The organism is Pseudanabaena sp. SR411 (assembly GCF_002251945.1).
Classification (GTDB): Bacteria; Cyanobacteriota; Cyanobacteriia; order Pseudanabaenales; family Pseudanabaenaceae; genus Pseudanabaena.
Genome location: NZ_NDHW01000194.1, coordinates 1 through 22,034, shown reverse-complemented (window position 1 = coordinate 22,034; position 22,034 = coordinate 1). Strand labels below are relative to the sequence as shown.

Below are 22,034 nucleotides of genomic sequence, written 5' to 3'. Positions count from 1 at the left end.
CGATTAATGGCTGTAACCAGTCTTGCTCCTCGCGCCCTAATTGTCCCTGTTCGCCGCTATGGGGATTGATCCCCGATATGGCAATACGTGGATTGGTAATCCCGAAATCCTGTAACAGAGATCGGCGTAGTAATTCTAATTTCTGCTCAATTAACTCTGGTGTAAGTTGCTTCGTGACTTCGCTCAACGGAATATGCACCGTCGCTAGCAAAGTCCGAAACACCCAGTCTGTATGGGGGGATTTACCCACAAACAACATCCCAAAATCATCAACATGACTACGCTCAGCCAATAACTCAGTCTGTCCTGCATAGTCATGCCCCGCTTGTTTCCATGCTGACTTGGCAATGGGCGCGGTAACGATCGCATCAAAATCTCCTGCCAGAGTTGCGGCGATCGCTGCATCTAAATAAGCAAAACTAGCTGCGCCACTTGCCCGATCGCCAATTCCTAGTGAGATCTCTTCATCAGTGCGGATATCGACAATTTCGAGGTGATCGGGATCAGCAATCAGTAAATTGTTATGATTTCTCAATACATCATAGGTTTCCCCTAGATAGCGGCGATCGCCAAAGACGGTGAATGTTGCATCTAGTACTGATAAAGCGCGATCGGCAAGAGATTTTAGAATGATTTCCGTACCAATTCCTGCGGGATCGCCTATAGTGAGAGCTATTCGCGCTCTAGAGTTAGACTGAGATTTTGATCTGGAGCTTGTGTAGTCATTCCGCAGAATATTCATTAAGTCAATTAAGTAATTCTCCAAAATTTTAATACACGCGATAAGATCGTGATCCGCCGTTAGCCCTCTTGACCACAACCAACGATGTCTGTTGATATTTCCTTAGAAACCCTCTGGAATCAAGTTCTCGAACTGCTTGAAAGCCAACTTAGCCGTCCAACCTATGAAGGATGGATTAAGACAGTTGTGGCTGATGAGCTTACGGCTGATCGCTTGACTATTCGCACACCCTCAATTTTTGCTAAAAATTGGCTGCATAAATATTACGTTCAAAATATTACGGATGCAGTCACAGAAATCCTTGGCTATCCCGTAGAAATCCACATTGAGGCAGCTCCGAGTAGTGAACCGCCCACGGGTCAACCTGAGCTAAATCTTAATCTTGATGGTGCTGAGATTAGTCAAGATGGGATGCTGGAAACTGCGATCGCTGCTGAGGCAGTTCATGCAATGGCGGCAGCAATTCCCGCCACGCTCAATAATGCCCAAAGTCCTCAGTCATCAGATAGCAACGGTCACGTACCACGTCCTAGCAACCTCAATGCTAAATACAATTTCAATCGTTTTGTGGTCGGTTCTACCAATCGCATGGCTCATGCGGCGGCGCTTGCTGTGTCCGAGTCCCCAGGGCGTGAGTTTAATCCTTTGTTTTTATGCGGTGGTGTGGGCTTAGGCAAGACCCACCTGATGCAAGCGATCGCCCATTACCGTCTAGAAATCGAACCGAAAGCAAGAATTGCCTATGTATCAACGGAGCAGTTCACTAACGATCTAATTTCGGCAATTCGCAAAGATAGTATGCAACGATTTCGGGAATTGTATCGTGAGATCGATATGCTGATTGTTGATGATATTCAATTTATCGAAGGTAAGGAATACACTCAGGAGGAGTTTTTCCATACTTTTAATACGCTTTACGAAACAGGTAAACAAATCGTATTAGCTAGCGATCGCCCACCTGCTCAGATTCCGCGTTTGCAAGAACGACTTTGTTCACGATTCTCGATGGGATTGATTGCAGATATTCAAGTTCCAGATTTGGAGACGCGCATGGCTATCTTACAAAAGAAAGCCGAATACGATCATCTCAAAATTCCTGCCGATGTCCTCCATTATATTGCCGCTAGCTATACTTCTAACATTCGCGAATTGGAAGGAGCATTAGTGCGAACTGTTGCCTATATCTCGATTTCGGGATTGCCGATGACGGTGGAAAATGTTGCACCAGTTCTCAATCCTCCCAAAGAACCTGTAGAAGTATCTGCCGAGATGGTTTTGAGCGTAGTTACGGAAATGCTGAATATCGATTTAGCCGATCTATTAGGGAATTCACGCCGCAGAGAAATCAGCCAAGCCCGTCAGTATGTGATGTATCTCATGCGTCAACACACCAATCTCAGCTTACCCAAAATCGGTGAGGCAGTAGGAGGAAAAGACCACACAACCGTGATGTATAGTTGCGAAAAGGTTGCTCAACTACAATCAACTGATGGTGATATCGCACAGTTATTGAGACAATTAAGCGATCGCATCTATCTCGTTGCGCAAACCAAGAATTAGAAAAAAAGAGAAAGCCGACGCTTCGCGTCGGCTTTCTCTTTTGGGTTTTGATTTGTCCTAAAATAAGTGACTATGGCTATACTGTTAGCATTGAACACGACATAATATATTCATCACAATCAATAATCCATGAAAATTAAGTATGCAATTAATCTTCATAAGGCTCTAACATTTGTATTTGTTTTAGCGCTAATGGTAGCTTACAACAATTTCACAATTGCTGTTTTGATTTATCTTGCTCTTCATGGTGGTTACGGTATTCTATGGCTACTCAAGGATCGTTTTTATCCAGATAAACAATGGGAACAGGAAGTTCCAGTTGCAACAGGAATATTTACCTTTTTCGCGATCGGACTTTACTGGATTGCGCCTTTTATCTTAATCAGTAGTGGTTCGCAACCTTCACCTATGTTGATGACTTTGGCAATTTTTATTAATCTATTGGGTGTCTTTTTCGCCTATGGTAGTGACGCTCAAAAATACTACACTCTCAAATATAAAACTGGTTTGATTACGGAAGGCTTTTTTGCTCGTTCTCGCAATCCTAACTATTTAGGGGAAATCTTGATCTATCTAAGTTTTGCGTTATTAGCTCAACATTGGCTTCCTTTCTTGATTCTAGGTGGTTTCATTGCAGGAATCTTTTTTCCCAATATGCTCAAAAAAGATAAATCTCTTTCCCGATATCCTGAATTCGAGGCATATAAGGAAAGATCGGGACTTTTATTCCCTAAGCTATTTCCTACTATACAAACAACTCTCCAAGAGAACTAAAATAGACATCTACAATGACCATACTGAGAGAGATCTCAAGATGGTCATTCAACATTTCCAATAAATTTAGAGAGATAAGATGTGCAGATGATTGATTTTGCCGTAAATGGAACTTTAATGCGAGGGCTAGAATTAAATGGCAACTTGCAGAAGGTGGGAGCAATCTTTGTGAGAGAAGATGTAACAGCACCTATCTATCGGCTTTGGTCGATCGCCGATCGCCATCCTGCGATGTTACGAGTTAGCGAAAATGGTCAAGCGATCGCCTTAGAGATCTGGTCAGTTACTCCCGATGCTTTGGGTGCAATTTTATTGTCTGAGCCTGCTGGGCTATGTATTGGCAAAATTGTTTTAGCCAATGGACAAGAGGTTTTGGGCGTTCTCGGTGAACCATTTTTATGTGAAGGACAAAAGGAAATTACTTCCTATGGTGGTTGGCGAGCTTACACCTCAAGTTAAACCCAAAATCTTTTGGGTATGTTAGAAAGCAACTTGTCGTTGCAACGGAACTTACTCTGAGCATCATAGAGAAAAACAAAGTCAGGACATCTGTGTTTCTATCAGGAAGACCCAACGTAAACAAAACACTCTTAACCGTTTGTGCTATCAAGGGATTGTCAAACCCACATTCCGCTCTTATTTTACTGAAAAAAATATTTAGAAAGCAAATCCTTATACAGCAAGTATTTTGGGCTTTAATCCCAAAAGAATCACTATTTTAACAATTTAAATAATGATTCACTAATAGGAATTACTATCATTAATTTCTCAGGAAATCGCTGAAACCCTCATTGTCTCGTTGTAAATATTTTTAGGCTTCCATTACGAGCGGAATGTGGGGTCAAAAAGACCTATGAGGAGTCTTGTTCATTGGTTTACCAACTAACGGCAAAACGCAGCGGCGGCAAACAACCTCGAACTCAGCACCAGCGGCTTTCGTCCGTCCGCTGCCGTGAAGTGTTGGGCTGCGGTGCTTACGACGAGATTGAAGCGGCTTGAAGTTGTTTTTCAATCGCATCACACGCCACACCAACCCCATTTTCTGCTCGGATGATACCTCCAATTTCTGAAGCTTTAGCTGCATAATTTGGATTTCCTAATAACTGGCGTAATTGCTTGGCTACTTGTTCTGCTGTGTACTGATTTCGAGGAATCGTCCGCGACGTTCCCAAACGTTCAACTCTGGCAGCATTGTCTGGTTGGTCGTGACTATAAGGCATGACTAGGGTTGGACAACCTGCCCGTAATGCCTGAGATGTTGTGCCAATACCGCCCTGATGCACGATCGCACAAGCACGCGGAAAAATTTGAGAATATGGAATATAACTCGTGGTAAAAATTGACTCTGGCAGATCATTGGGAGGAGCATTTTTACCCATCAGCAAAACAGCACGGCGATTCAGTTGCGTTGCAGCTTTAACACTTTCCTGGTAAAAGCGTCCAGGAGCCATGACTGCGGCTGAACCTAAAGTAAAAACGATTGGGGGATCACCCCTATCCAAAAACTGCTGAAGCTCCGGTGCATGTTCTGTCTTACCTTCGCTGCCGTCATAAAATGCAAAGCCAGTGAGTACCGTATTTTCTGCCCAATCGGATTGAGGTTTTGCGAATACTGAAGAGAACAATGCTAATACAAGATACGGTGAATATTTATCATCAATAAATGGATTCCCTGTCAGAGGTGGCAAGCCGATCTCGCTCCGCAATTGGTGGATTGGCACTGCCCAAGACTTAGACAATACTTTTGATAATTGAATTATGCCCCGGTTAGCCAGAGAGCCTAGCCCCCGTAGCTTGGCAAGAAATGGCAGTACAGGCAAAACGGATGGGTCATAAACCGAAAGAAATGAGGCGGGCTGTAGAACTGCAAACGCCCACGGAATTTCTAATTTCTCTGCTACCAATCGAGCCGCTACAACTCCTTCACCTGTAATGATGAAATCTGCATCTTCAGCACTATCCATCAAATCGGTATAGGTTTCACGTAAATTCGCACAAACCCAATTTTTGATGACATACTCTGTACCCGTTTTCAGATCCATCATCCGTGCCATTTCTTGTGGATCATTAAGCGCAGTGTTGTCAGGGCACATCCGACGAAACTCGAAACCGAGAGCTTCAATTTTGTCCTGGTATTCTTTATGGGTCGCAAACACGACATCATGACCGCACTTTCGTAGTTCAATCGCGATCGCAATTTTGGGATGCAAATCCCCAAAAGATCCAATGGTGGTTAAAACAATTCGGCTCACTACTGCGCCTCTCAGCTAATGACACCGTATAGAGTGCTTGTTTGATTTTAAAGCCTCGCTGCTCCCACAGTGAAATTGGAGTACCGCCCTCACTAAGATATGAAGCAGCCCAACGTTTGAGTTGAACCGCATTAGCTACGCTAAGCGGTTAACTAGAAGTCGTTTTCATGTCGGTTCCAACGACTTGTTCTATCTGCCGCTTTTCATAATTTTATCATATGCTGTCAAGTTCTATTTAAGCGGCGATAGAACTCTGTATTAGACTGAATTTTTCTGTCTAATACTACTATAAGGTGATTAGGCTGAAAGTCAAGTTTCTGGCTAATCACCCTAATAGGGTTGTTATACAGAAAAATTCTGGCTAATTACCTAAATAGCGTGTTAGCCCGACGATATCATGTATTATTTAGGCTAGTTATTTCATCATTTCATTCATTATGCATCTCAATCGTGGCGGTAAGGGCGTGATTAGTCCGCTTGATCACTATCTATAACAAACTGGCAACTGCAAACAAGAAGGATAATCAGCACCATAAAAAATTTGCTGTGTTGCTTCCACCAAGTCACTGACTGTCGCCTCTGACGGTAACTTCTGCGTATTAGAATGTCGCTCGATCGCTGGAAAAGCAGAACTGGCGATCGCAACACCAATACGATGCCCTTGAGCAAAATTCTGACAGGTTGGACGTAGCTTAATGCGATATTCATTCACCACATCCGATTCAATCCATTCAGGCTTAGTCCATGATTTACGGAACTTAGCGCGTAAAACACCCATCGATACCAGCATTTGCTTACCGTCTGGATAAATATCTAAGAGCTTAATCACCCAATCAGTATCAGGAGCCGTGGTGGCAGCATAGAGAACAAATTCGGGAATACCTGCGATCGCTATCTCTTCAACCAGTTCTGCACTCTCATACACTAATACATCCCAACGATGGTGCACATTGCGCTGATCATAGAATCCGTAGGGAGTAGCAGGGTTAGGATTGCGAGGATCGTAGACATAGATATCAGGTAATTGGTGATTGGTGATTGGTGATTGGCCGCTTAGTTGTTTTTGAGCAGAGAGATAGAGTATTTTCGTATGAGGATTTTTTTGGAATTCTGGTAAATCTAGCCAGTGATTTTTGCCCATCAAGAACATCTGCACAGGATTGCGATCGCAAATTCCATTCTCAATTCCCTTTAACCAAAAATCAAACCAATCCACTTGCAATTGATCAATTTTAGAAACAGCCGCTTCACCAAAATCAATCTCGCCAACTTTAGGTAGCCAAGGCATGTGCTGCCAAGGTGCAACTACTAAATGCTGTGGTTTTGTCGTTGCAGATTTGGCTTGGTGGTAGGTGTTAATCGTCGCCTCAATGAAAATATCTGCCCATCCCGCAATGTGTAAAGCAGGCAAATCATAGCGATCGAAATAACTCAGAGGATTTAGCTGTTGCCAATATTGATCATCAGCTTGCTGGTTTCCAATCCAATCAAAAAAGAATTGACCAAAATCTCCAAAAGACTCATTCTTAAATAATTCTATTTCACTTAATGGCACTGTCTCTAACCATTTAGAGATCTGCTTTTGGGCTTCAAACAGGTTAGTAGCTTGTGGTTCTTTTTTTAAATACCATGCTCGATTTTGAGCTAGCTGCAAAGCCCAACCCAAGTCAAAATCTAGACAAAGAGCACCACCAAAATAAAACCAACCATGATATAAATCCGCCGTCGCCATAGTCGGACAGATCGTCACAAGTCCTTCAGGTTGTCTTACAGCCGCTTGAAATTGAGTTACCCCCTGATAGGAAAATCCATACATTCCTACCTTGCCACTACTGCCTTCTAGTTCCTTTGCACACCATTCCACTGTGTCAAATCCATCATCATATTCACTGACAAATGGATAGAACTCACCCTCAGAAGTACCACAACCACGCACATCTTGGATCACGACAATATAGCCTTGGCTAGCATACCAACTGGGATGAGCATAGGTGCAACTAGAGGCGATCGCTCGACCATAGGGCAAGCGCATCAATAGCACTGGTAGAGGCGTATCAACATTTTTGGGTCGATAAATGTCAGCCGTCAAGTTAAGGCGATCGCGCATGGGGATCTTGACTTGACGCTGGACATTAACTTGAGAATGGAATGAAGTTAATTTAGGAGGCATGGAGATATCCTAGTCCTGTTCCCAATCAGGGAAGATCTTTCTGATTTCAATTAAGAGATCATCAAGTTCTTCTAAGGCTTGGATCACATCAATGCTCAAGCTACCCAAATTATCTTTGAGAGACAATTGCACTAATAATTCGCGCTTGCTAGCGATCGCCACAAATCTTTCTTTTAGAGCTTCAGGAGTAGACATATCTCAGGTTTTAGTAAGTTGTTTTGACTAGGATTTAAGTAATATTTTAGCTCAAAAGCTATAGTCCGTAATTCTGTGCTTATTTTGGACTAAATAGCCAGCCTTTTTTCCAAAAGTAAAATAGCAATCCACCAGAAATAGACATAATCACCAGCCAAAAGAACGGATATCCCAACGGCATCTTTAATTCAGGCATATTCCATGGAATATCTGTATCAAAGTTCATCCCATAGACTCCCGAAACGAAAGTAAGGGGAATAAATACCGTTGAGATAACAGTCAGAAAGCGCATGATCTCATTGGTACTATTGCTCAAAGATGATAGGTAAATATCCATCAAGTTGGCGGCAAGTTCACGATAGGTCTCAACCATGTCCATTACCTGTACCGTATGGTCATAGCAGTCTCTCAAGAAAACCCTTACCTCGCGATCAATCAAAGGGCTTTCTTCGCGAATTAGAGAATTAATTGCGTCTCGCTGCGGCCAAATTGCACGACGGAGCAACAAAAGTTCACGCTTGATTTTATGGATTTTATCGAGAGTTTGGCGGGTGGGATTTTCCACCACTTCATCCTGCAAATCTTCGAGACGTTCGCCGTAGTCCTCTAGCACAGGGAAAAATCCATCAACGATCGCATCAATTAGAGCATAGGCAAGATAATCAGCCTTTTGCGATCGGATTACCCCACGATTGCGATGGATGCGCTGACGAATTGGCTCAAATACGTCGTTTTCAGGTTCTTCTTGGACGGTGAGGATGTAGTTTTTGCCTAGGATTAAACTTACCTGCTCATCATAAAAACCCCGCCCATCTTCACGGCTCGTCACCATATGCAAAATGATCAATTCCTGATCCTCAAAGCTCTCAACCTTGGGACGTTGAGGAATATTGACAATATCTTCAAGAACTAATTCATGTAATTTAAACACTTTGCCTAAACGCTTCAAGACTTCTTCAGAACCCAAGCCTTGCACATCTACCCATGAGACTGAGTGGCTATCTAGGTAAGGAAAGCAATCTTCGGGCGTAGCAAGCTGAATGCCTAGAGCTTCATCGGCATTGTAATCAATCAAAAAGATATTGGGAATAGTCGCATCTTCATCAATGATCAGCGTTCCAGGTGGACTACCTGGTTCGGGTTCATTGAAGTCATAAAATTCCAATTCTTCATCATTTTCTTCAGAATCATCTTCGATGGGACTAGGCTTAAATCTGGCAGGGTTGTGAAGCATGGTGAAGCGGTCATGAAATACACTTGTCAGTGTGCCACATTGTTAAGCCAAGTTCGTCTATGAAAACGCGGATAGTATAGGATTTATAGCAACTACAGCAATTTTCGATCAAACGAACCACAAGAAATTTTTTGAAAGGGTTGCTTTGCAACCCTTTCAAAAAATTTCTTGGTTTAAGCCTGAGCGCAAAGCACTGTAACAAAAGGGTTGTCATACTCTTGTGAGTTAAAACCAAACCCAGTAAGGGTTTAAAAACAAAAAATAGCTACGCCATTTTTTGTTTTGGTACTATTTCTGAGCAGTCTCCCTTCAATTACTGGGATTACCATTTTTTAGTCTATGAAATACAAAAGAAATTTAAGCAAGATCAATAAATTTAATTTGTTGACGATCGCCTCTCTTACGGTTTTAAGCACAGCTTTTGCAGGGAAAGCGATCGCTGGATCTTTACCAGATCAAATTCTGTGGGGCAAACCTACCTGTGATGTGAGCAAGGCGGAAATTTTACGAAAACATGAATTGCGAAAATCAGCTTTAGTCATAAGTCCTAGTAACCCTAATGCTCAATCGCAATATCAGGCTATTGTCCAAAAACATAAGTCAGAATTACAAGCCTGCCGCGATCTCAGCAAACCCCAAACGCAAGCCACTTGGGTAAGGCTATATCCCAATGATGTTAAGTCAGGCGTTTTGGAGGATGTTTTCGACAAAATGGCAAATCGTGGCTATAACCAAGTTTTTGTCGAAGTTTTCTATGATGGTCGCGTCTTACTACCTGTTGCCGATAATCCAACACCTTGGCGATCGGTGATGGAGGAAGCAGTCAAGGCAGGGGAAGTGCCTGCGGATTATGATCTATGGCAACGGGCGATCGAGATCGGTAGAGAAAGGGGCATCAAAGTTTATGGTTGGTCATTTGCCATGAATTTTGGCTATGGCTATAGCGAAATCAAGGGTCGCTCAGGGGCAGTTGCAATTAATGGCAAAGGGGAAAATAGTATTGCCAATACCAATTTTGATCGCAACTTGGTTAGCAATGGGCGTGCCTTTTATGAAGATGCCTATGAAGTTGATCATTTATTTGCTGATCCCTATAGCGCGATCGCCAAAGCCGATCTGACAGCCGTAGTCAAAGCTTTGATGAAACGCAATCCTGACGGGATGGTATTTGACTATGTGCGCTATCCCACTAATTCCACTGGTGAATTAATCAATAGCGTCAAGCAGCTTTGGATTCATGGACAGTCTTCGCGATCGGCTTTGCTCAATAGCATTGACAATAAAAATGTGCGAGAGCTAATGGCGCTCTATCTCCAAAATGGGGATCTCACGGCTGATGATGTGATTCAGACTGAGAAGAAAATGACGGAAGCAATCAAAGTGCAACCGACTAATATTAAAAATCCTAGGGAAACTGCCACAATCACGAAGAGACTTCTTTGGAATATCGCCACTAACCACGCCTATCAAGGGGTGATTAATTTTGTGAATGCAGTTACCATTCCACTCCAGCAAAATAATATGCCGATTGGTACAGTTTTCTTCCCCGGTGGCAATCGTACTGAGGCAGGTCGGTTCGATCCTAAAATGCAACCATGGGATCGTTTCCCCAAATTCATGGAGCGTCATCCGATGACCTATGCCCTATGTGAGGATGGTCAATGCGTTGCGGAACAGGTCGCTGAGGTTGTCCGCCAATCTGCACCTGAGACTTTAGTTTGTCCAGTTTTAGCAGGAACTTGGGGACAGGGCTTTGATGGACATCCTAGCTTTGAGATTCAAACGCGAGCTATCCTTGCTAGACAACCAAAGATTAATTGCATTAGTCACTTTGTCTATTCATGGATGGAACCCGAAAGCGATCGCCTTCGCAAATTTGGAAAAGCAACTGGTTTGGAACCAGCAACTATTCCTAACTAAACTCAAAGGGAACCTATTTAAACGAGCAAGAATTACGAGAAACTGTAGAAGAAGGCTTTCGTCAGGCTATTAACCAAGCATTCTTATACAACCATTACCGCTCTAACGAACCACAAGAGATTTTTTGAAAGGGTTGCTTCGCAACCCTTTCAAAAAATCTCTTAGTTTGGGTTTAAGCGCAAAGTGCGGCAAATTAATGAGGGAATATATAGATAGCAACGTGAGAGATAGCTAGGACTAATCAAAACTTACCTTGCTATGGATAAGCAAGAAATATGCGATCGCGCTATGATGTCAATCTCATCATTCTTAGATAACTAATCAAGGACAATTATGAGCGCGATCGCCATTGATTTTGGTAGTAGCAATACCGTGATTGCACGATGGAATATTGCTACGGAACAGCCTGAAACGATGATTTTTGGCAATCTTAATCGTCCTGCACCTTTAAATGGGCTTGTGCCATCGTTGGTATATGTGCAGAATGCCGCAGCAGAAATAGTCGAAATCGGTCAGCGCATTATCGATCAAGGCAAAGATCGCACTCAACCAAGATTATTTAATCAAATCAAGCGGCGGTTAGTGGCAAATGTCAATTATGTTCCTCAACTTGATGGCGTGAAAGTGACACCTGAATGGTTAGGCAATCAATTTTTACGCGAAATATCAAAGGAACTGAGATCGCAACAAATCTTTCCATCGGAAATCATCTTGACTGCGCCCGTACAGTCTTACGAAAAATATTTGCGCTGGCTAGAGGAATGTAGTAATGCGATATTCGCACCAAATTTACCGACATTGCCAACACCTCGGATTCGGATTCTTGATGAACCAACGGCGGCAGCACTCGGTTATGAAGCGATCGCACCTAGTGCATTAGTGTTAGTCATCGATTTTGGTGGTGGGACATTGGATTTATCACTGGTGCGGCTGCCAAAGAGTGAAAATGTCGCAAAATGGGGAGAGCAAATTGGTGTCAATCGCAGTGAATGGACAGAACATCAAGCAGAAGCGATCGCCAAAACTGGATATACAATTGGCGGTGAAGATATCGATCAATGGTTAGTCCAAGATTATTTAGAAGGATGTGAAGATAGCACTAATGGAAGTGAAACAAATAATCTGAGTGTTCTTAAATTTTTAATGGAACGAATTAAAATCAATCTTTCGGAAGTAGAAACTACCTCAGAAATCTTTTTTGATATAACTACGAATTCTGCGAAAGAAATTACCTATACTCGTCAGCAATTAGAAAAGTTATTAGACCACAAAGGCTTTTATCGGGTTCTCCAATCAGCGATCGATGAATTAATCAATCGCGCTTTTAATAAAGGAATTCTCAAAGGTGATATTAAACATATTCTCTTAGTTGGTGGTTGTACATTGATTCCATCGGTAGTTTCGTTCGTCGAAGACTATTTTAAAATGGGGAAAGTCTATAGCCATAAGCCCTTTGAGGCGATCGCCCATGGAGCTTTGATGCTCAGTCAAGGTGTGAGCCTTCAGGACTATCTCTTCCATTCCTATGCGATCCGCTATTGGGATCGTGCTATGGAGCAATGGAAATATCAACCACTATTTCGGCGTGGTCAAGTTTATCCGACTCGTCGTCCCGTAGAGTTATTACTTAGGGCAACTCAACCCAATCAATCCGAAATTGCTCTTACTATAGGTGAGTTAGAAAGTCGTCCCTCAGGGGCAGCAGAGATCAGTTTTAACGGCGATCGCCTTGTGATGCAATTCGATCAAAAAGCTAAAGAAACTTTTCAGCCATTACAATCTGACGCTAATGGGGAAGGAATGCCACAGGCGATCGCTATGCTCGATCCTCTTGGTCAGCCAGACTGTGATCGGCTCAAGGTTTTATTTAGCATTAGTGAAAATCGCGAGTTATTGGTCACGGCGATCGATCTACTCACTCAACGCCAATTATTAACTAATTATCCTGTCGCTAAATTGCAATGAGATAAACAATGGCTAAGCCATTGTTTATCTCATCTTAAAGCGCTAGCTCCAATAAAAAGCCCACTCGGCTGTCATAGATTAAAGGCGATCGCCGCCATTCGATTTTTGTCCCCAAGCGTAAATTATTCGTAATCGCATAACTAGAAGAGAATGTAGTCGTACTCATCTCCAGATTGCCACTGGGATCAGTAAAAGTATGGCTCAGCCGCAAATCCGAACTATGGGGAGATAAAACTAAAATTCCCTGTAATCCCAAATCTAATCCTGAAATTTGGGGACGATCTAGTTGATTAAATTGGCGATATCCCACAATCGGCGAAATATTCCAATAGGAACCCAATGGCAACACATAGTAACGAATATTTGCTTGGAGTTCACTTTCACGACCACTAAACTCAGTCTGATAGCTACCACTGACCGTCAAAGGCGATCGCCCCACAAACAGATCTTCAACCCCAGCCTCAACCCCCAAAGAATGATCCCGTGATGTAAGCCCAACCCGCAGCTTTGTATTAAAGCTAGGCATATTATAAATATCTTCTAAAAGATTAGGTGGTTGCTCCAACCAACGCTGCAATACAGGGCTACTCTCGATTACTTGGCGATCAATTTCTAAATCATTGGCACGCTGTGACATTTTGGCATCGCCATAGGCTGCGGTGCTAATACCAAAGTAAGAAATTGCAGCTATCGCGATCGCCCAAGTTTTTGTCATAAATTTTCAGACTGTCTGCCAAAGGTTAAATTAATAAGTAAGCATACATAGACAATTATGCACGCATATTCTCGTATTCAGTCCCTAGATTCAACCGCCAAAATACCTTTTAGTCCTCAATTATGAAAGGCGGCGCAAAGCGTCGTCTTTCATATTGAGGACTATTTTTAGCCAAAGTAGCAACAGCTATAGTCTTGAGTAGCACTAAACACTACTAGAAGTTTTTGACTATCCTAGTAATATCTGGTGCAAAATCCTATAGGCAATAAAGGGAGATAAAAATGCGTAGATCAGGTTGGTTTGTCGGTTGGATTTTGCTCAGCATATCTATTAGCCCCACAGGGTGGGCACTAGACAAATCATCAGATCGCCAAGGCATTGATGCACGTACCTTACAAAAACCACCCTATAACTTGACTGGCAAAGACATATTTATTGGACAAGTTGAGCTAAGTCGTCCTAGTCGTTTTGCTGTAGATAAAATTTCCAATAAACTTTTGCAACTCGATCGCATAATTGTCCAACCTTACGAAGTCTTTTTTCGTGATGGTAAAGCAATCCCCAATCGCAATGTTGATGATCACTCCGCCCAAGTTGCCGCAGTAATCATTAGCCAACATAAAATTCGGCGCGGTATTGCCCCAGATGCTAGATTGCTATCTTCGGCATATTCCCAACGCCGCCAAGATGGACAACCTGAAGCCTGCATTGCTGCTCAGCATGTCGCTCGACAATATAACAGCACCGTTCGCGCCATCAATTTTAGCTTTGGTGAACTCCTCAGCGAAGACCCTCGCCCCAAAGCCACACTCGATGGGGGCGCTTTACTAACCCTATGTGTTGATTGGGTAGCAGCTACCTATAACACTTTGCCTGTTGTGGCTGGGAACCAAGGCAAAGGCGGTATACCCATTCCCACCGATCTTTATAACGGCTTTACAGTTGGGTTTACTCGTGAAGTCAATGGTATTTATCGTCAACTCGATCGCGGCAATCTAATTGATGAGCCATATCTCGATCGCAACAGTAATGGCAAATTCGATCAAGGTGAAGTCTTTAGCGACCTGAATAAAGATCAGAAATGGACGGCAGGAGTTGAAAGCCCCATTGATGGCAGAAGATCGATGGCGATCCTAGCCCCCGGCAATAACCTCCAACTACCTACCTTGCAGGGTAAATTCAAAAATGCTAATGGCTCTAGTTTTGCGACTCCCCATGTTGTTGGGGCGATCGCCCTATTACATGAATATGCTAATCGTCAAATTGCAAGCGGCAAATGGAGCATTGACGCACGTCGCCATGAGCTAATCAAAGCAGTATTAATTAACTCTGTTGACAAGATCCAAGATCGCGGTGATGGCAAAATCCTTGGTATGTCTAAGACCATTCTTGATGCGTTTGGTAAAACATGGATCGACACTGAAGCCTATCCGAATCAAGAAATTCCCCTCAGTCGGAGTCTTGGCGCAGGGCAACTCAATGCCTATCGAGCGTTTCAGCAATATCAAGCAGGACAGCAATCTCCCATCAATGGATCAGGTAATATTTCGGCGATCGGCTGGGATACAAATATTGTCGAAGTTGATAAATACCAAGAATATGTTTTTAGCGATCCACTGGTTGCTGATAGCTTTATCTCGGCAACCTTAACTTGGGATCGTCAAGTCAAGCTTAATGACAAAAATGGTAATGGATTATTTGATATTGGCGAAGGCTTTACCGATCAAGGTTTTAATAAAATTGAGTTGTACTTAATGCGATCGCCCGATACCGATATTTCTCAAAGTATCTGGTCATCGGTAAGTCAAATTGACAACTTACAGCATATTTTCATAAAAATCCCCACCACAGGCAAATACAAACTCAGAGTTGTATTTAAATCACCCCAGACAAATAACTTAAATCAGCGCTACGGCTTAGCTTGGTGGGCAAAATCCATATAAAAAAGCCTCGCGACGCGAGGCTTTTTTATCCTAAAACATAACGTAATGCTCCGCTTTAAAAGTTTGTGCAGCGCAATGCGCTGCACAAACTAACTTTGAGAGAGGGTTTGCGTAGCAAACCCTCTCTCAAAGCCGAAAAATAAAAGCCTTGCTTAGCAAGGCTTTTATTTTTCGGCTTGTAAATTTTGCAAGCTTAACCCGAACTTAGTTTATTTAGGTGCAGCCGCGTTGGGGCGCACAAAAGCAGCATCCACAAAACCTAGCTCAAACAACTGCTGATAAGCTTGTGAACCCAAATCGCGAGTAGGGGCTTGGCTACGAATCAACTGAATTAGCAAAGGTACGGCTAGTTCAGGCTGATTTTTAGCCCGATAGACTACAGCAAGCTGATAGGTCGCCTCATCACGTAACTGAGCCGTTTGTAGAGCCTTGCGACGATGACTATCAGAAATGCGATTGTCAATTCCTGAAAAGCTCGTCGTTAACTCTTGATAAAAATTTGATAACTGGTTAAACACTTGACGGGCATCTTGCAACTTAGTGACAGCTTGATCGTAATTTTGCTGACTAATTGCGGTCATTGACTCCGACATCAATCGCTGTCCACCCGAAATACTAAACACACTACTCTCAAGAGAATTGGGCTTAGTCGGCTCTACAGGCTGAGCTTGGGGAGAAGCGACGGGCTGTGACTGGGCTAGAAGTTGTTCTGCTGAAGCAGAATTTGGCGCGATCGCTCCTAGAGACAGCAAAGCAGCAGAGACAAGAGAAGCAACTGCGGCTGGGAAAGCAAACTGAAACGGGCGAGGCTTAGCGAAAGATGTGGACATAGGTTGCAAATTCTGGATGCTCACAAAAAGTAATGAGTTTTAGGTGACCACTTAGTTCTAAAAAATAAATTTAAAATTAAAGATTTAATTTAAGTTTTTAATTTAATTTTTTAAGCATTCGTCTAAAACTTTTTGCTATGGTAACACCCCACCATAGACGAAATACCTATTAAAAGTATCCGCCAAAAAGTATAGGAGGGTGATTTACGCTGCCACGCATCTATTTGTTGAAGAGTTGTAAAGCAAATGTGACATCTTGCGTGATATGCTTAGCAACGGTGTAGGCAGCTACATCCAAGTTTTTGGACACCCATTTTCGTTACTATTCTCAGTAACAGTTCTTCACTCAAATCACTCAAATAATCAGCAAATTTCGCTAAAAAGCAGCCGCTAAAAGTCAACAGTGAAGATCATTCCCGCAAAAAACAGTACAGCGACCCAGACGGTTGTAGAAAACTCATCCACATCAGTCTCTGATGGCATGGAAGAGTACAACCGCCTCAAGTTTACGCTGTTAGTACTTACGATCGCTTCTGGAGTCATTATTGGCTTAGCAGTGTGGTTTTGGTATGGATGGAAGATCGCTCTCAGTTATGCTGTTGGGGCATTGGTTGGCGCGGTTTATCTCAGAATGTTGACCAAGAGCGTAGACCGATTGGGTGGTGAGTCCAACCGTCTCGGATTTTCTCGCCTTGGTTTATTTGTAATTCTGATTGCGATCGCTGCCAAATCAGATCAATTGGAAATTCTGCCCGCATTCTTCGGCTTTATGACCTATAAAGTAGCTGTTTTAGTGATTCTTGCTCAAGATTTGAGCAATGGGTTCCATTCTCGCTGATTTGACCTCCTACAGGTTGTAACATATCGAACATGATTGATCCAGTATCTTTTGGCTATGCAATGAGCCATCAAACCAGTCTTGCCGCGCTAGAAGTGGGCAAACACTTTTATTGGCAGTTCGGTAACTTTACGGTACATGGTCAAGTATTAATCGTGAGCTGGGTTGTAATGGGTGCAGTACTAGTTGCTGGACTTATTGGAGCTAGCACCGCTAAAGCTGACCAGCGTGTTCCCGCAGGTTTTCAAAATTTCATGGAATATGCTCTGGAATACGTTCAGGGCATCGCTAAAGACCAGATTGGCGAAAAGCACTATAGAGAATGGGTGCCATTTGTTGGTAGTCTATTCTTGTTTATCTTCGTATCAAACTGGTTAGGAGCGCTAGTTCCTTGGAAATTGATCGAATTGCCAGAGGGCGAACTTGCTGCCCCGACAAGCGACATCAATACCACGATCGCCCTAGCATTATTAGTCTCCCTAGCCTATTTCTATGCTGGATTGAGCAAGCGTGGTTTGGAATACTTCACTAGATATGTCCAAGCCTCTCCGTTTCTCCTTCCTTTATGGGTTCTTGAAGATTTCACAAAACCCCTTTCTCTAAGCTTCCGTCTTTTCGGAAACATCCTTGCGGATGAGCTGGTTGTGGGGGTCATGGTTCTCCTCGTGCCTTTGTTTGTGCCTCTGCCATTGATGATTCTGGGATTATTTACCAGTGCCATCCAAGCATTGATTTTTTCTACGCTGGCAGCGTCATACATCGGTGAAGCGATGGAAGGACATGGTGATGAAGGACATGAACATTAAGTTCATTTACTTCAAAATAATTGATTCAAGCGATTGATTCGGGAAGTTTACTTCCCATATATGTAAACCAATAACAATAATCTAAGAAAGGAAAAAGAACGTGATTGATCCATTAGTAGCCTCAGCATCCGTAATCGCCGCTAGTATCGCCGTTGGTCTTGGTGCAGTTGGACCTGGTATTGGTCAAGGTACAGCAGCAAGCCGTGCTGTAGAAGGTATTGCTCGTCAGCCTGAAGCTGAAGGCAAAATCCGTGGCACACTATTGTTAAGCTTGGCTTTCATGGAAGCTCTTACTATTTACGGTCTGGTTGTTGCCCTCGTATTGCTATTTGCTAACCCCTTCGCCTAATAGCTCTAGCATCACAAAGAAGCTAAGTATAGCCATCCTGTAATTGTGGATCATCCTTAGCTTCTTTGTACATCTAGATAATCGCCTTTGGTGATTGCAATTCGTAATCGCACTAGAAAGAGTGATGTTTCAGCAATATAACTATGACAATTTGGAACCTTTTTTCAACTGTTCTCATGGCTGCGGAAGCAGTAGAACATAAAGGCGGCTTGTTTGATATCAATGCCACGCTTCCAATTATGGCGGTGCAGTTTATTGTTTTCGTAGCGCTTCTCAACGTTATTTTCTTTAAGCCTCTAACCAAAGCGATCGACGATCGCGATGATTATGTTAGAGACCAAATTATCGGAGCAAAAGAACGCCTCGAAAAGTCAGAACTAGTTGTTAAGCAATATGAGCAAGAGCTTGCTACTGCTCGTAAAGCGACTCAAAACATTTTGGCTACCGCTCAAGCGGATGCAAACAAGATTCGTAAAGAACGTATTGATGCTGCTGTTGCTGAGGCGCAAGCCAAAGTTGCCAGCGCAAAAGCAGAAATCGACAAGCAAAAGCAGGATGCTACTGCATCTTTGGATGCGGAAGTGGAGTCTCTCAGTCGCCAAGTTCTAGAAAAGCTGCTAGGTAACTTAGTAAGATCCTAGTTTTAGTCTTTATATTCCTAGATAGTTCTTGTCTGGCTTCTTGCCATTGAGTAATAGAAATAACGTTTATGATTAGAAATTTCGTCTTACTTGCAAGTGAAGCGGTAGAGCATTCAGGATTCGGACTAAACACCGATATTCTGGAAACTAACGTAATCAACTTAGTGATCGTTATCGGTCTTTTGATCTATGCAGGTCGCGGTTTCTTAGGCAAAATTCTCTCAGCGCGTTTGGAGTCTATCCAAACGGCGATCTCTGATGCAGAAAAGCGCCAAAAGGATGCATCGGATAAGCTAGCAGTACAACAAGGAAAATTAGCACAAGCCAAAACTGAAGCTGATAACCTACGTCAACAAGCTGAAGCTGATGCAAAACACGCGGCTGATTTAATTTTGGCAACGGTTGATGCAGATATAGCGCGGTTGCGTGAATCTGCCGATCAAGAGATTGCTACCGAACAAGATCGTGTAATCGTGCAGTTGCGTCAGCAAGTTGCCGAAAAAGCTCTTGCAAGTGTGCAGTCTTACTTTGATCGCGGTTTGAGTGAAGACACTCAGATTGAATTGATTGACCGTAGCATTGCCCTTTTGAGTTCTGACTAGGAGAAAACATGAAATCTAGTTCTGTTAGTCAAGCAGTTGTGTCTCCCTACGCTGAGGCTTTGATGTCTTTAGCGCAGGATCAGAATAATTTGGATGCGATCGCTAAAGATGTGCGCTTTGTTGGCAACACTCTTAGTGATTCTGTTGAGTTAAGCCAACTTTTTGCTAGTCCCCTAATTGGCGCAAATGTCAAAAAAGGTGTAATTGAAAGTGTGTTTGGTTCGCAAGTTGATGCTGTCACCAAAAGTTTTTTGCTTCTATTAGTAGATCGCAAACGTATTGCTTTTCTCGGTGAAATCATCAGTGAGTTCAAGTCATTGTTGCGTGTAATCGATCAAGTTTCCCTTGCTGAAGTTACATCGGCTTTGAAATTGAGCAGAGCGCAAGAAGACACTATTTGCGATCGCGTCAAAGCGATGACCAAATCAAAGAGTGTCGAGCTAGCTGTGACCATTAACCCTGATTTAATCGGTGGTGTAATCATCAAAGTTGGCTCTCAAGTAGTAGATGCCAGTATTCGTGGACAACTACGCCGACTAAAAAGCAGCCTAACCGCAGGCGTTTAGAAGTAAAAAGGTAAAAGGAAAAGGGAAAAAGTAATTACTAATTCCCTAACGCCAATTATCAAAAGCTAATAGCTAATAGCTAATAGCTAAATCCCCAAAATATTAAAAACAAATCGATCGCTGATAACTGGTAAAACACAACTATGGTTAGCATCAGACCTGACGAAATAAGCAATATTATCAAGCAGCAAATTGCTAATTATAACCAAGAGCTGCAAGTTTCCAACGTTGGTACTGTCCTGCAAGTCGGTGACGGTATCGCTCGTGTCTACGGCTTGGAACAGTGCATGGCTGGCGAGTTGCTGGAATTTGAAGATGGTACTGTCGGCATTGCGCTGAACCTTGAAGAAGACAACGTTGGTGTTGTGTTGATGGGTGAAGGTCGTAAAATCGCTGAAGGTAGCTCGGTAAAAGCAACTGGTCGCATTGCCCAGATTCCCGTAGGCGAAGCATTTATTGGTCGCGTTGTTGATGGGTTGGCTCAACCTATCGATGGCAAAGGCGAAATCAAAGCAACCGAAACTCGCTTAATCGAATCTCCTGCTCCTGGCATTATTGCTCGTAAATCCGTATTTGAACCTCTACAAACAGGTATTACCGCGATCGATGCGATGATTCCTGTTGGTCGTGGTCAGCGCGAATTGATCATTGGTGACCGCCAAACTGGTAAGACCTCCGTTGCCGTAGACACAATCATCAACCAAAAAGGTTTGGATTGTATCTGCGTATATGTAGCGATCGGGCAAAAAGCTTCTACCGTTGCTAACGTAGTTAACAAGCTCCGCGAAAGTGGCGCAATGGAATACACGATCGTCGTTATGGCAAGCGCCAACGATCCTGCTACCTTGCAATACCTCGCTCCTTACACTGGCGCAGCTTTGGCTGAGTACTTCATGTACAAAGGCAAAGGCACTTTGATCGTATATGATGACTTGTCCAAACAAGCTCAGGCTTATCGCCAAATGGCTCTCTTGCTCCGTCGCCCACCAGGTCGTGAAGCATATCCTGGAGACGTATTCTACTTACACTCTCGCTTGCTCGAACGTGCTGCGAAGTTGAGTGATGAACTCGGTGGTGGATCGATGACCGCATTGCCCATCATCGAAACCCAAGCTGGTGACGTATCGGCTTACATTCCTACCAACGTAATTTCGATTACCGACGGTCAAATCTTCTTATCCTCTGACTTGTTCAACGCTGGTATTCGTCCTGCGATCAACCCTGGTATTTCGGTATCCCGTGTTGGTTCGGCAGCACAAATCAAGGCAATGAAACAGGTTGCAGGTAAGATCAAACTAGAACTAGCTCAGTACGATGACCTCGTAGCTTTCGCTCAGTTCGCGTCTGACTTGGACAAAACCACTCAAGCTCAACTAGCTCGTGGTCAGCGTCTCCGTGAAATTCTCAAGCAACCTCAATACTCTCCATTGCCTGTATGGGATCAAGTTGCGATTATCTACACCGCAATTAATGGATATCTTGATGAATTGGAAGTTGAGCAGGTTGGCGCATTCAACAAGGGTTTGCGTAACTACTTGGCAACCAGCAAGCCTAAGTATTCTGAAATCGTGAAGTCTGAAAAGACCTTGACGAAGGATGCTGAAGCAATCTTGAAGGAAGCGATCGCTGAATACAAGAAAACGTTTTTGGCTTCTGTCTAATCCACAAATAAGCTAGTAAAAAAGAGGGCATATGCCCTCTTTTTTAGTGAACAATTAGTGGTGCGTGGCTTCGCCGCGCACCACTAATTATTTGCGTGTTTTTTGGGTGGGAAGGAAGTAAACGGCATAGAAAAGGAAATCATGAAGTTTGATATAGCTTCAACAAAAAAATTCACAGTACTTGATGTTTGCGATTTTGTAAGTGTCAACTTCTATGCTCGTTTAATTAGAGGCATGGGATTGAATTGTATTGAATTAGTTTACAGCGAAA

Annotated in this window: 20 protein-coding genes; 13 read left to right on the top strand and 7 right to left on the bottom strand. The window is 43.1% G+C overall.

Annotated features, from left to right (window positions below; all coding sequences use genetic code 11):
• A partial coding sequence (locus tag B9G53_RS20930; RefSeq protein WP_254923757.1) for a 4-hydroxythreonine-4-phosphate dehydrogenase PdxA occupies positions 1–766 on the bottom strand: 766 nt, incomplete at its 3' end.
• Positions 767–826: 60 nt separating this feature from the next.
• On the opposite strand from B9G53_RS20930, the gene dnaA reads away from it, so the two are divergent.
• From dnaA to B9G53_RS20915, 3 genes are all read left to right on the top strand, one after another.
• Positions 827–2,302 (top strand): chromosomal replication initiator protein DnaA, encoded by a 1,476-nt coding sequence (gene dnaA, locus B9G53_RS20925; RefSeq protein ID WP_094535407.1) that lies wholly within the window; start codon positions 827–829, stop codon positions 2,300–2,302.
• Positions 2,303–2,431: 129 nt separating this feature from the next.
• Positions 2,432–3,076 (top strand): isoprenylcysteine carboxylmethyltransferase family protein, encoded by a 645-nt coding sequence (locus B9G53_RS20920; protein WP_094535406.1) that lies wholly within the window; start codon positions 2,432–2,434, stop codon positions 3,074–3,076.
• Between the two features lie 87 nt (positions 3,077–3,163).
• Entirely contained in the window at positions 3,164–3,535 is a 372-nt protein-coding gene (locus tag B9G53_RS20915) for a glutamyl-tRNA amidotransferase (protein ID WP_094535405.1), read from the top strand.
• Between the two features lie 515 nt (positions 3,536–4,050).
• Here B9G53_RS20915 and B9G53_RS20910 read toward each other — a convergent pair.
• From B9G53_RS20910 to corA, 4 genes are all read right to left on the bottom strand, one after another.
• Positions 4,051–5,328: a glycosyltransferase gene (locus B9G53_RS20910; protein WP_094535404.1), complete on the bottom strand. Its 1,278-nt coding sequence runs from the start codon at positions 5,326–5,328 to the stop codon at positions 4,051–4,053.
• Between the two features lie 484 nt (positions 5,329–5,812).
• A complete protein-coding gene (locus B9G53_RS20905) occupies positions 5,813–7,498 on the bottom strand; it encodes a CocE/NonD family hydrolase (protein WP_094535403.1) in 1,686 nt (561 codons plus the stop codon).
• Positions 7,499–7,507: 9 nt separating this feature from the next.
• A complete protein-coding gene (locus B9G53_RS20900) occupies positions 7,508–7,693 on the bottom strand; it encodes a hypothetical protein (RefSeq protein WP_094535402.1) in 186 nt (61 codons plus the stop codon).
• Positions 7,694–7,772: 79 nt separating this feature from the next.
• Positions 7,773–8,927: a magnesium/cobalt transporter CorA gene (gene corA / locus B9G53_RS20895; RefSeq protein WP_094535401.1), complete on the bottom strand. Its 1,155-nt coding sequence runs from the start codon at positions 8,925–8,927 to the stop codon at positions 7,773–7,775.
• 339 nt (positions 8,928–9,266) lie between these two features.
• Here corA and B9G53_RS20890 point away from each other — a divergent pair, with 339 nt between their 5' ends.
• Positions 9,267–10,847: a hypothetical protein gene (locus tag B9G53_RS20890; protein ID WP_094535400.1), complete on the top strand. Its 1,581-nt coding sequence runs from the start codon at positions 9,267–9,269 to the stop codon at positions 10,845–10,847.
• 333 nt (positions 10,848–11,180) lie between these two features.
• Complete coding sequence (locus B9G53_RS20885; protein WP_094535399.1) at positions 11,181–12,812, top strand: Hsp70 family protein; 1,632 nt, start codon at positions 11,181–11,183, stop codon at positions 12,810–12,812.
• 34 nt (positions 12,813–12,846) lie between these two features.
• Here B9G53_RS20885 and B9G53_RS20880 read toward each other — a convergent pair whose 3' ends face one another.
• The gene (locus B9G53_RS20880) at positions 12,847–13,527 is read right to left on the bottom strand and encodes a hypothetical protein (protein WP_094535398.1); all 681 of its coding nucleotides are present in this window, start codon (positions 13,525–13,527) and stop codon (positions 12,847–12,849) included.
• A 281-nt stretch (positions 13,528–13,808) separates the two neighbouring features.
• On the opposite strand from B9G53_RS20880, the gene B9G53_RS20875 reads away from it, so the two are divergent.
• Positions 13,809–15,470 (top strand): S8 family serine peptidase, encoded by a 1,662-nt coding sequence (locus B9G53_RS20875; RefSeq protein ID WP_094535397.1) that lies wholly within the window; start codon positions 13,809–13,811, stop codon positions 15,468–15,470.
• Positions 15,471–15,679: 209 nt separating this feature from the next.
• Here B9G53_RS20875 and B9G53_RS20870 read toward each other — a convergent pair whose 3' ends face one another.
• Complete coding sequence (locus B9G53_RS20870; protein ID WP_094535396.1) at positions 15,680–16,300, bottom strand: hypothetical protein; 621 nt, start codon at positions 16,298–16,300, stop codon at positions 15,680–15,682.
• 403 nt (positions 16,301–16,703) lie between these two features.
• Between B9G53_RS20870 and B9G53_RS20865 the strand changes: the two genes are divergently transcribed.
• The 7 genes from B9G53_RS20865 to atpA all read left to right on the top strand — a co-directional run bounded on the left by B9G53_RS20865 (position 16,704) and on the right by atpA (position 21,763).
• Positions 16,704–17,138 (top strand): ATP synthase subunit I, encoded by a 435-nt coding sequence (locus B9G53_RS20865; protein WP_094535395.1) that lies wholly within the window; start codon positions 16,704–16,706, stop codon positions 17,136–17,138.
• Positions 17,139–17,170: 32 nt separating this feature from the next.
• Positions 17,171–17,944, top strand: a complete 774-nt coding sequence (atpB, locus tag B9G53_RS20860; RefSeq protein WP_094535394.1) for a F0F1 ATP synthase subunit A — start codon at positions 17,171–17,173, stop codon at positions 17,942–17,944.
• 103 nt (positions 17,945–18,047) lie between these two features.
• A complete protein-coding gene (atpE, locus tag B9G53_RS20855) occupies positions 18,048–18,293 on the top strand; it encodes an ATP synthase F0 subunit C (protein WP_094535410.1) in 246 nt (81 codons plus the stop codon).
• Positions 18,294–18,436: 143 nt separating this feature from the next.
• On the top strand, positions 18,437–18,934 hold the full coding sequence (locus tag B9G53_RS20850; RefSeq protein WP_094535393.1) for a F0F1 ATP synthase subunit B': 498 nt from the start codon (positions 18,437–18,439) through the stop codon (positions 18,932–18,934).
• 68 nt (positions 18,935–19,002) lie between these two features.
• Positions 19,003–19,536 (top strand): F0F1 ATP synthase subunit B, encoded by a 534-nt coding sequence (locus B9G53_RS20845; protein WP_176453296.1) that lies wholly within the window; start codon positions 19,003–19,005, stop codon positions 19,534–19,536.
• Positions 19,537–19,544: 8 nt separating this feature from the next.
• Positions 19,545–20,102, top strand: a complete 558-nt coding sequence (gene atpH / locus B9G53_RS20840) for an ATP synthase F1 subunit delta (protein ID WP_094535392.1) — start codon at positions 19,545–19,547, stop codon at positions 20,100–20,102.
• Positions 20,103–20,245: 143 nt separating this feature from the next.
• Complete coding sequence (gene atpA / locus B9G53_RS20835) at positions 20,246–21,763, top strand: F0F1 ATP synthase subunit alpha (protein ID WP_094535391.1); 1,518 nt, start codon at positions 20,246–20,248, stop codon at positions 21,761–21,763.
• Positions 21,764–22,034: the final 271 nt, after the last annotated feature.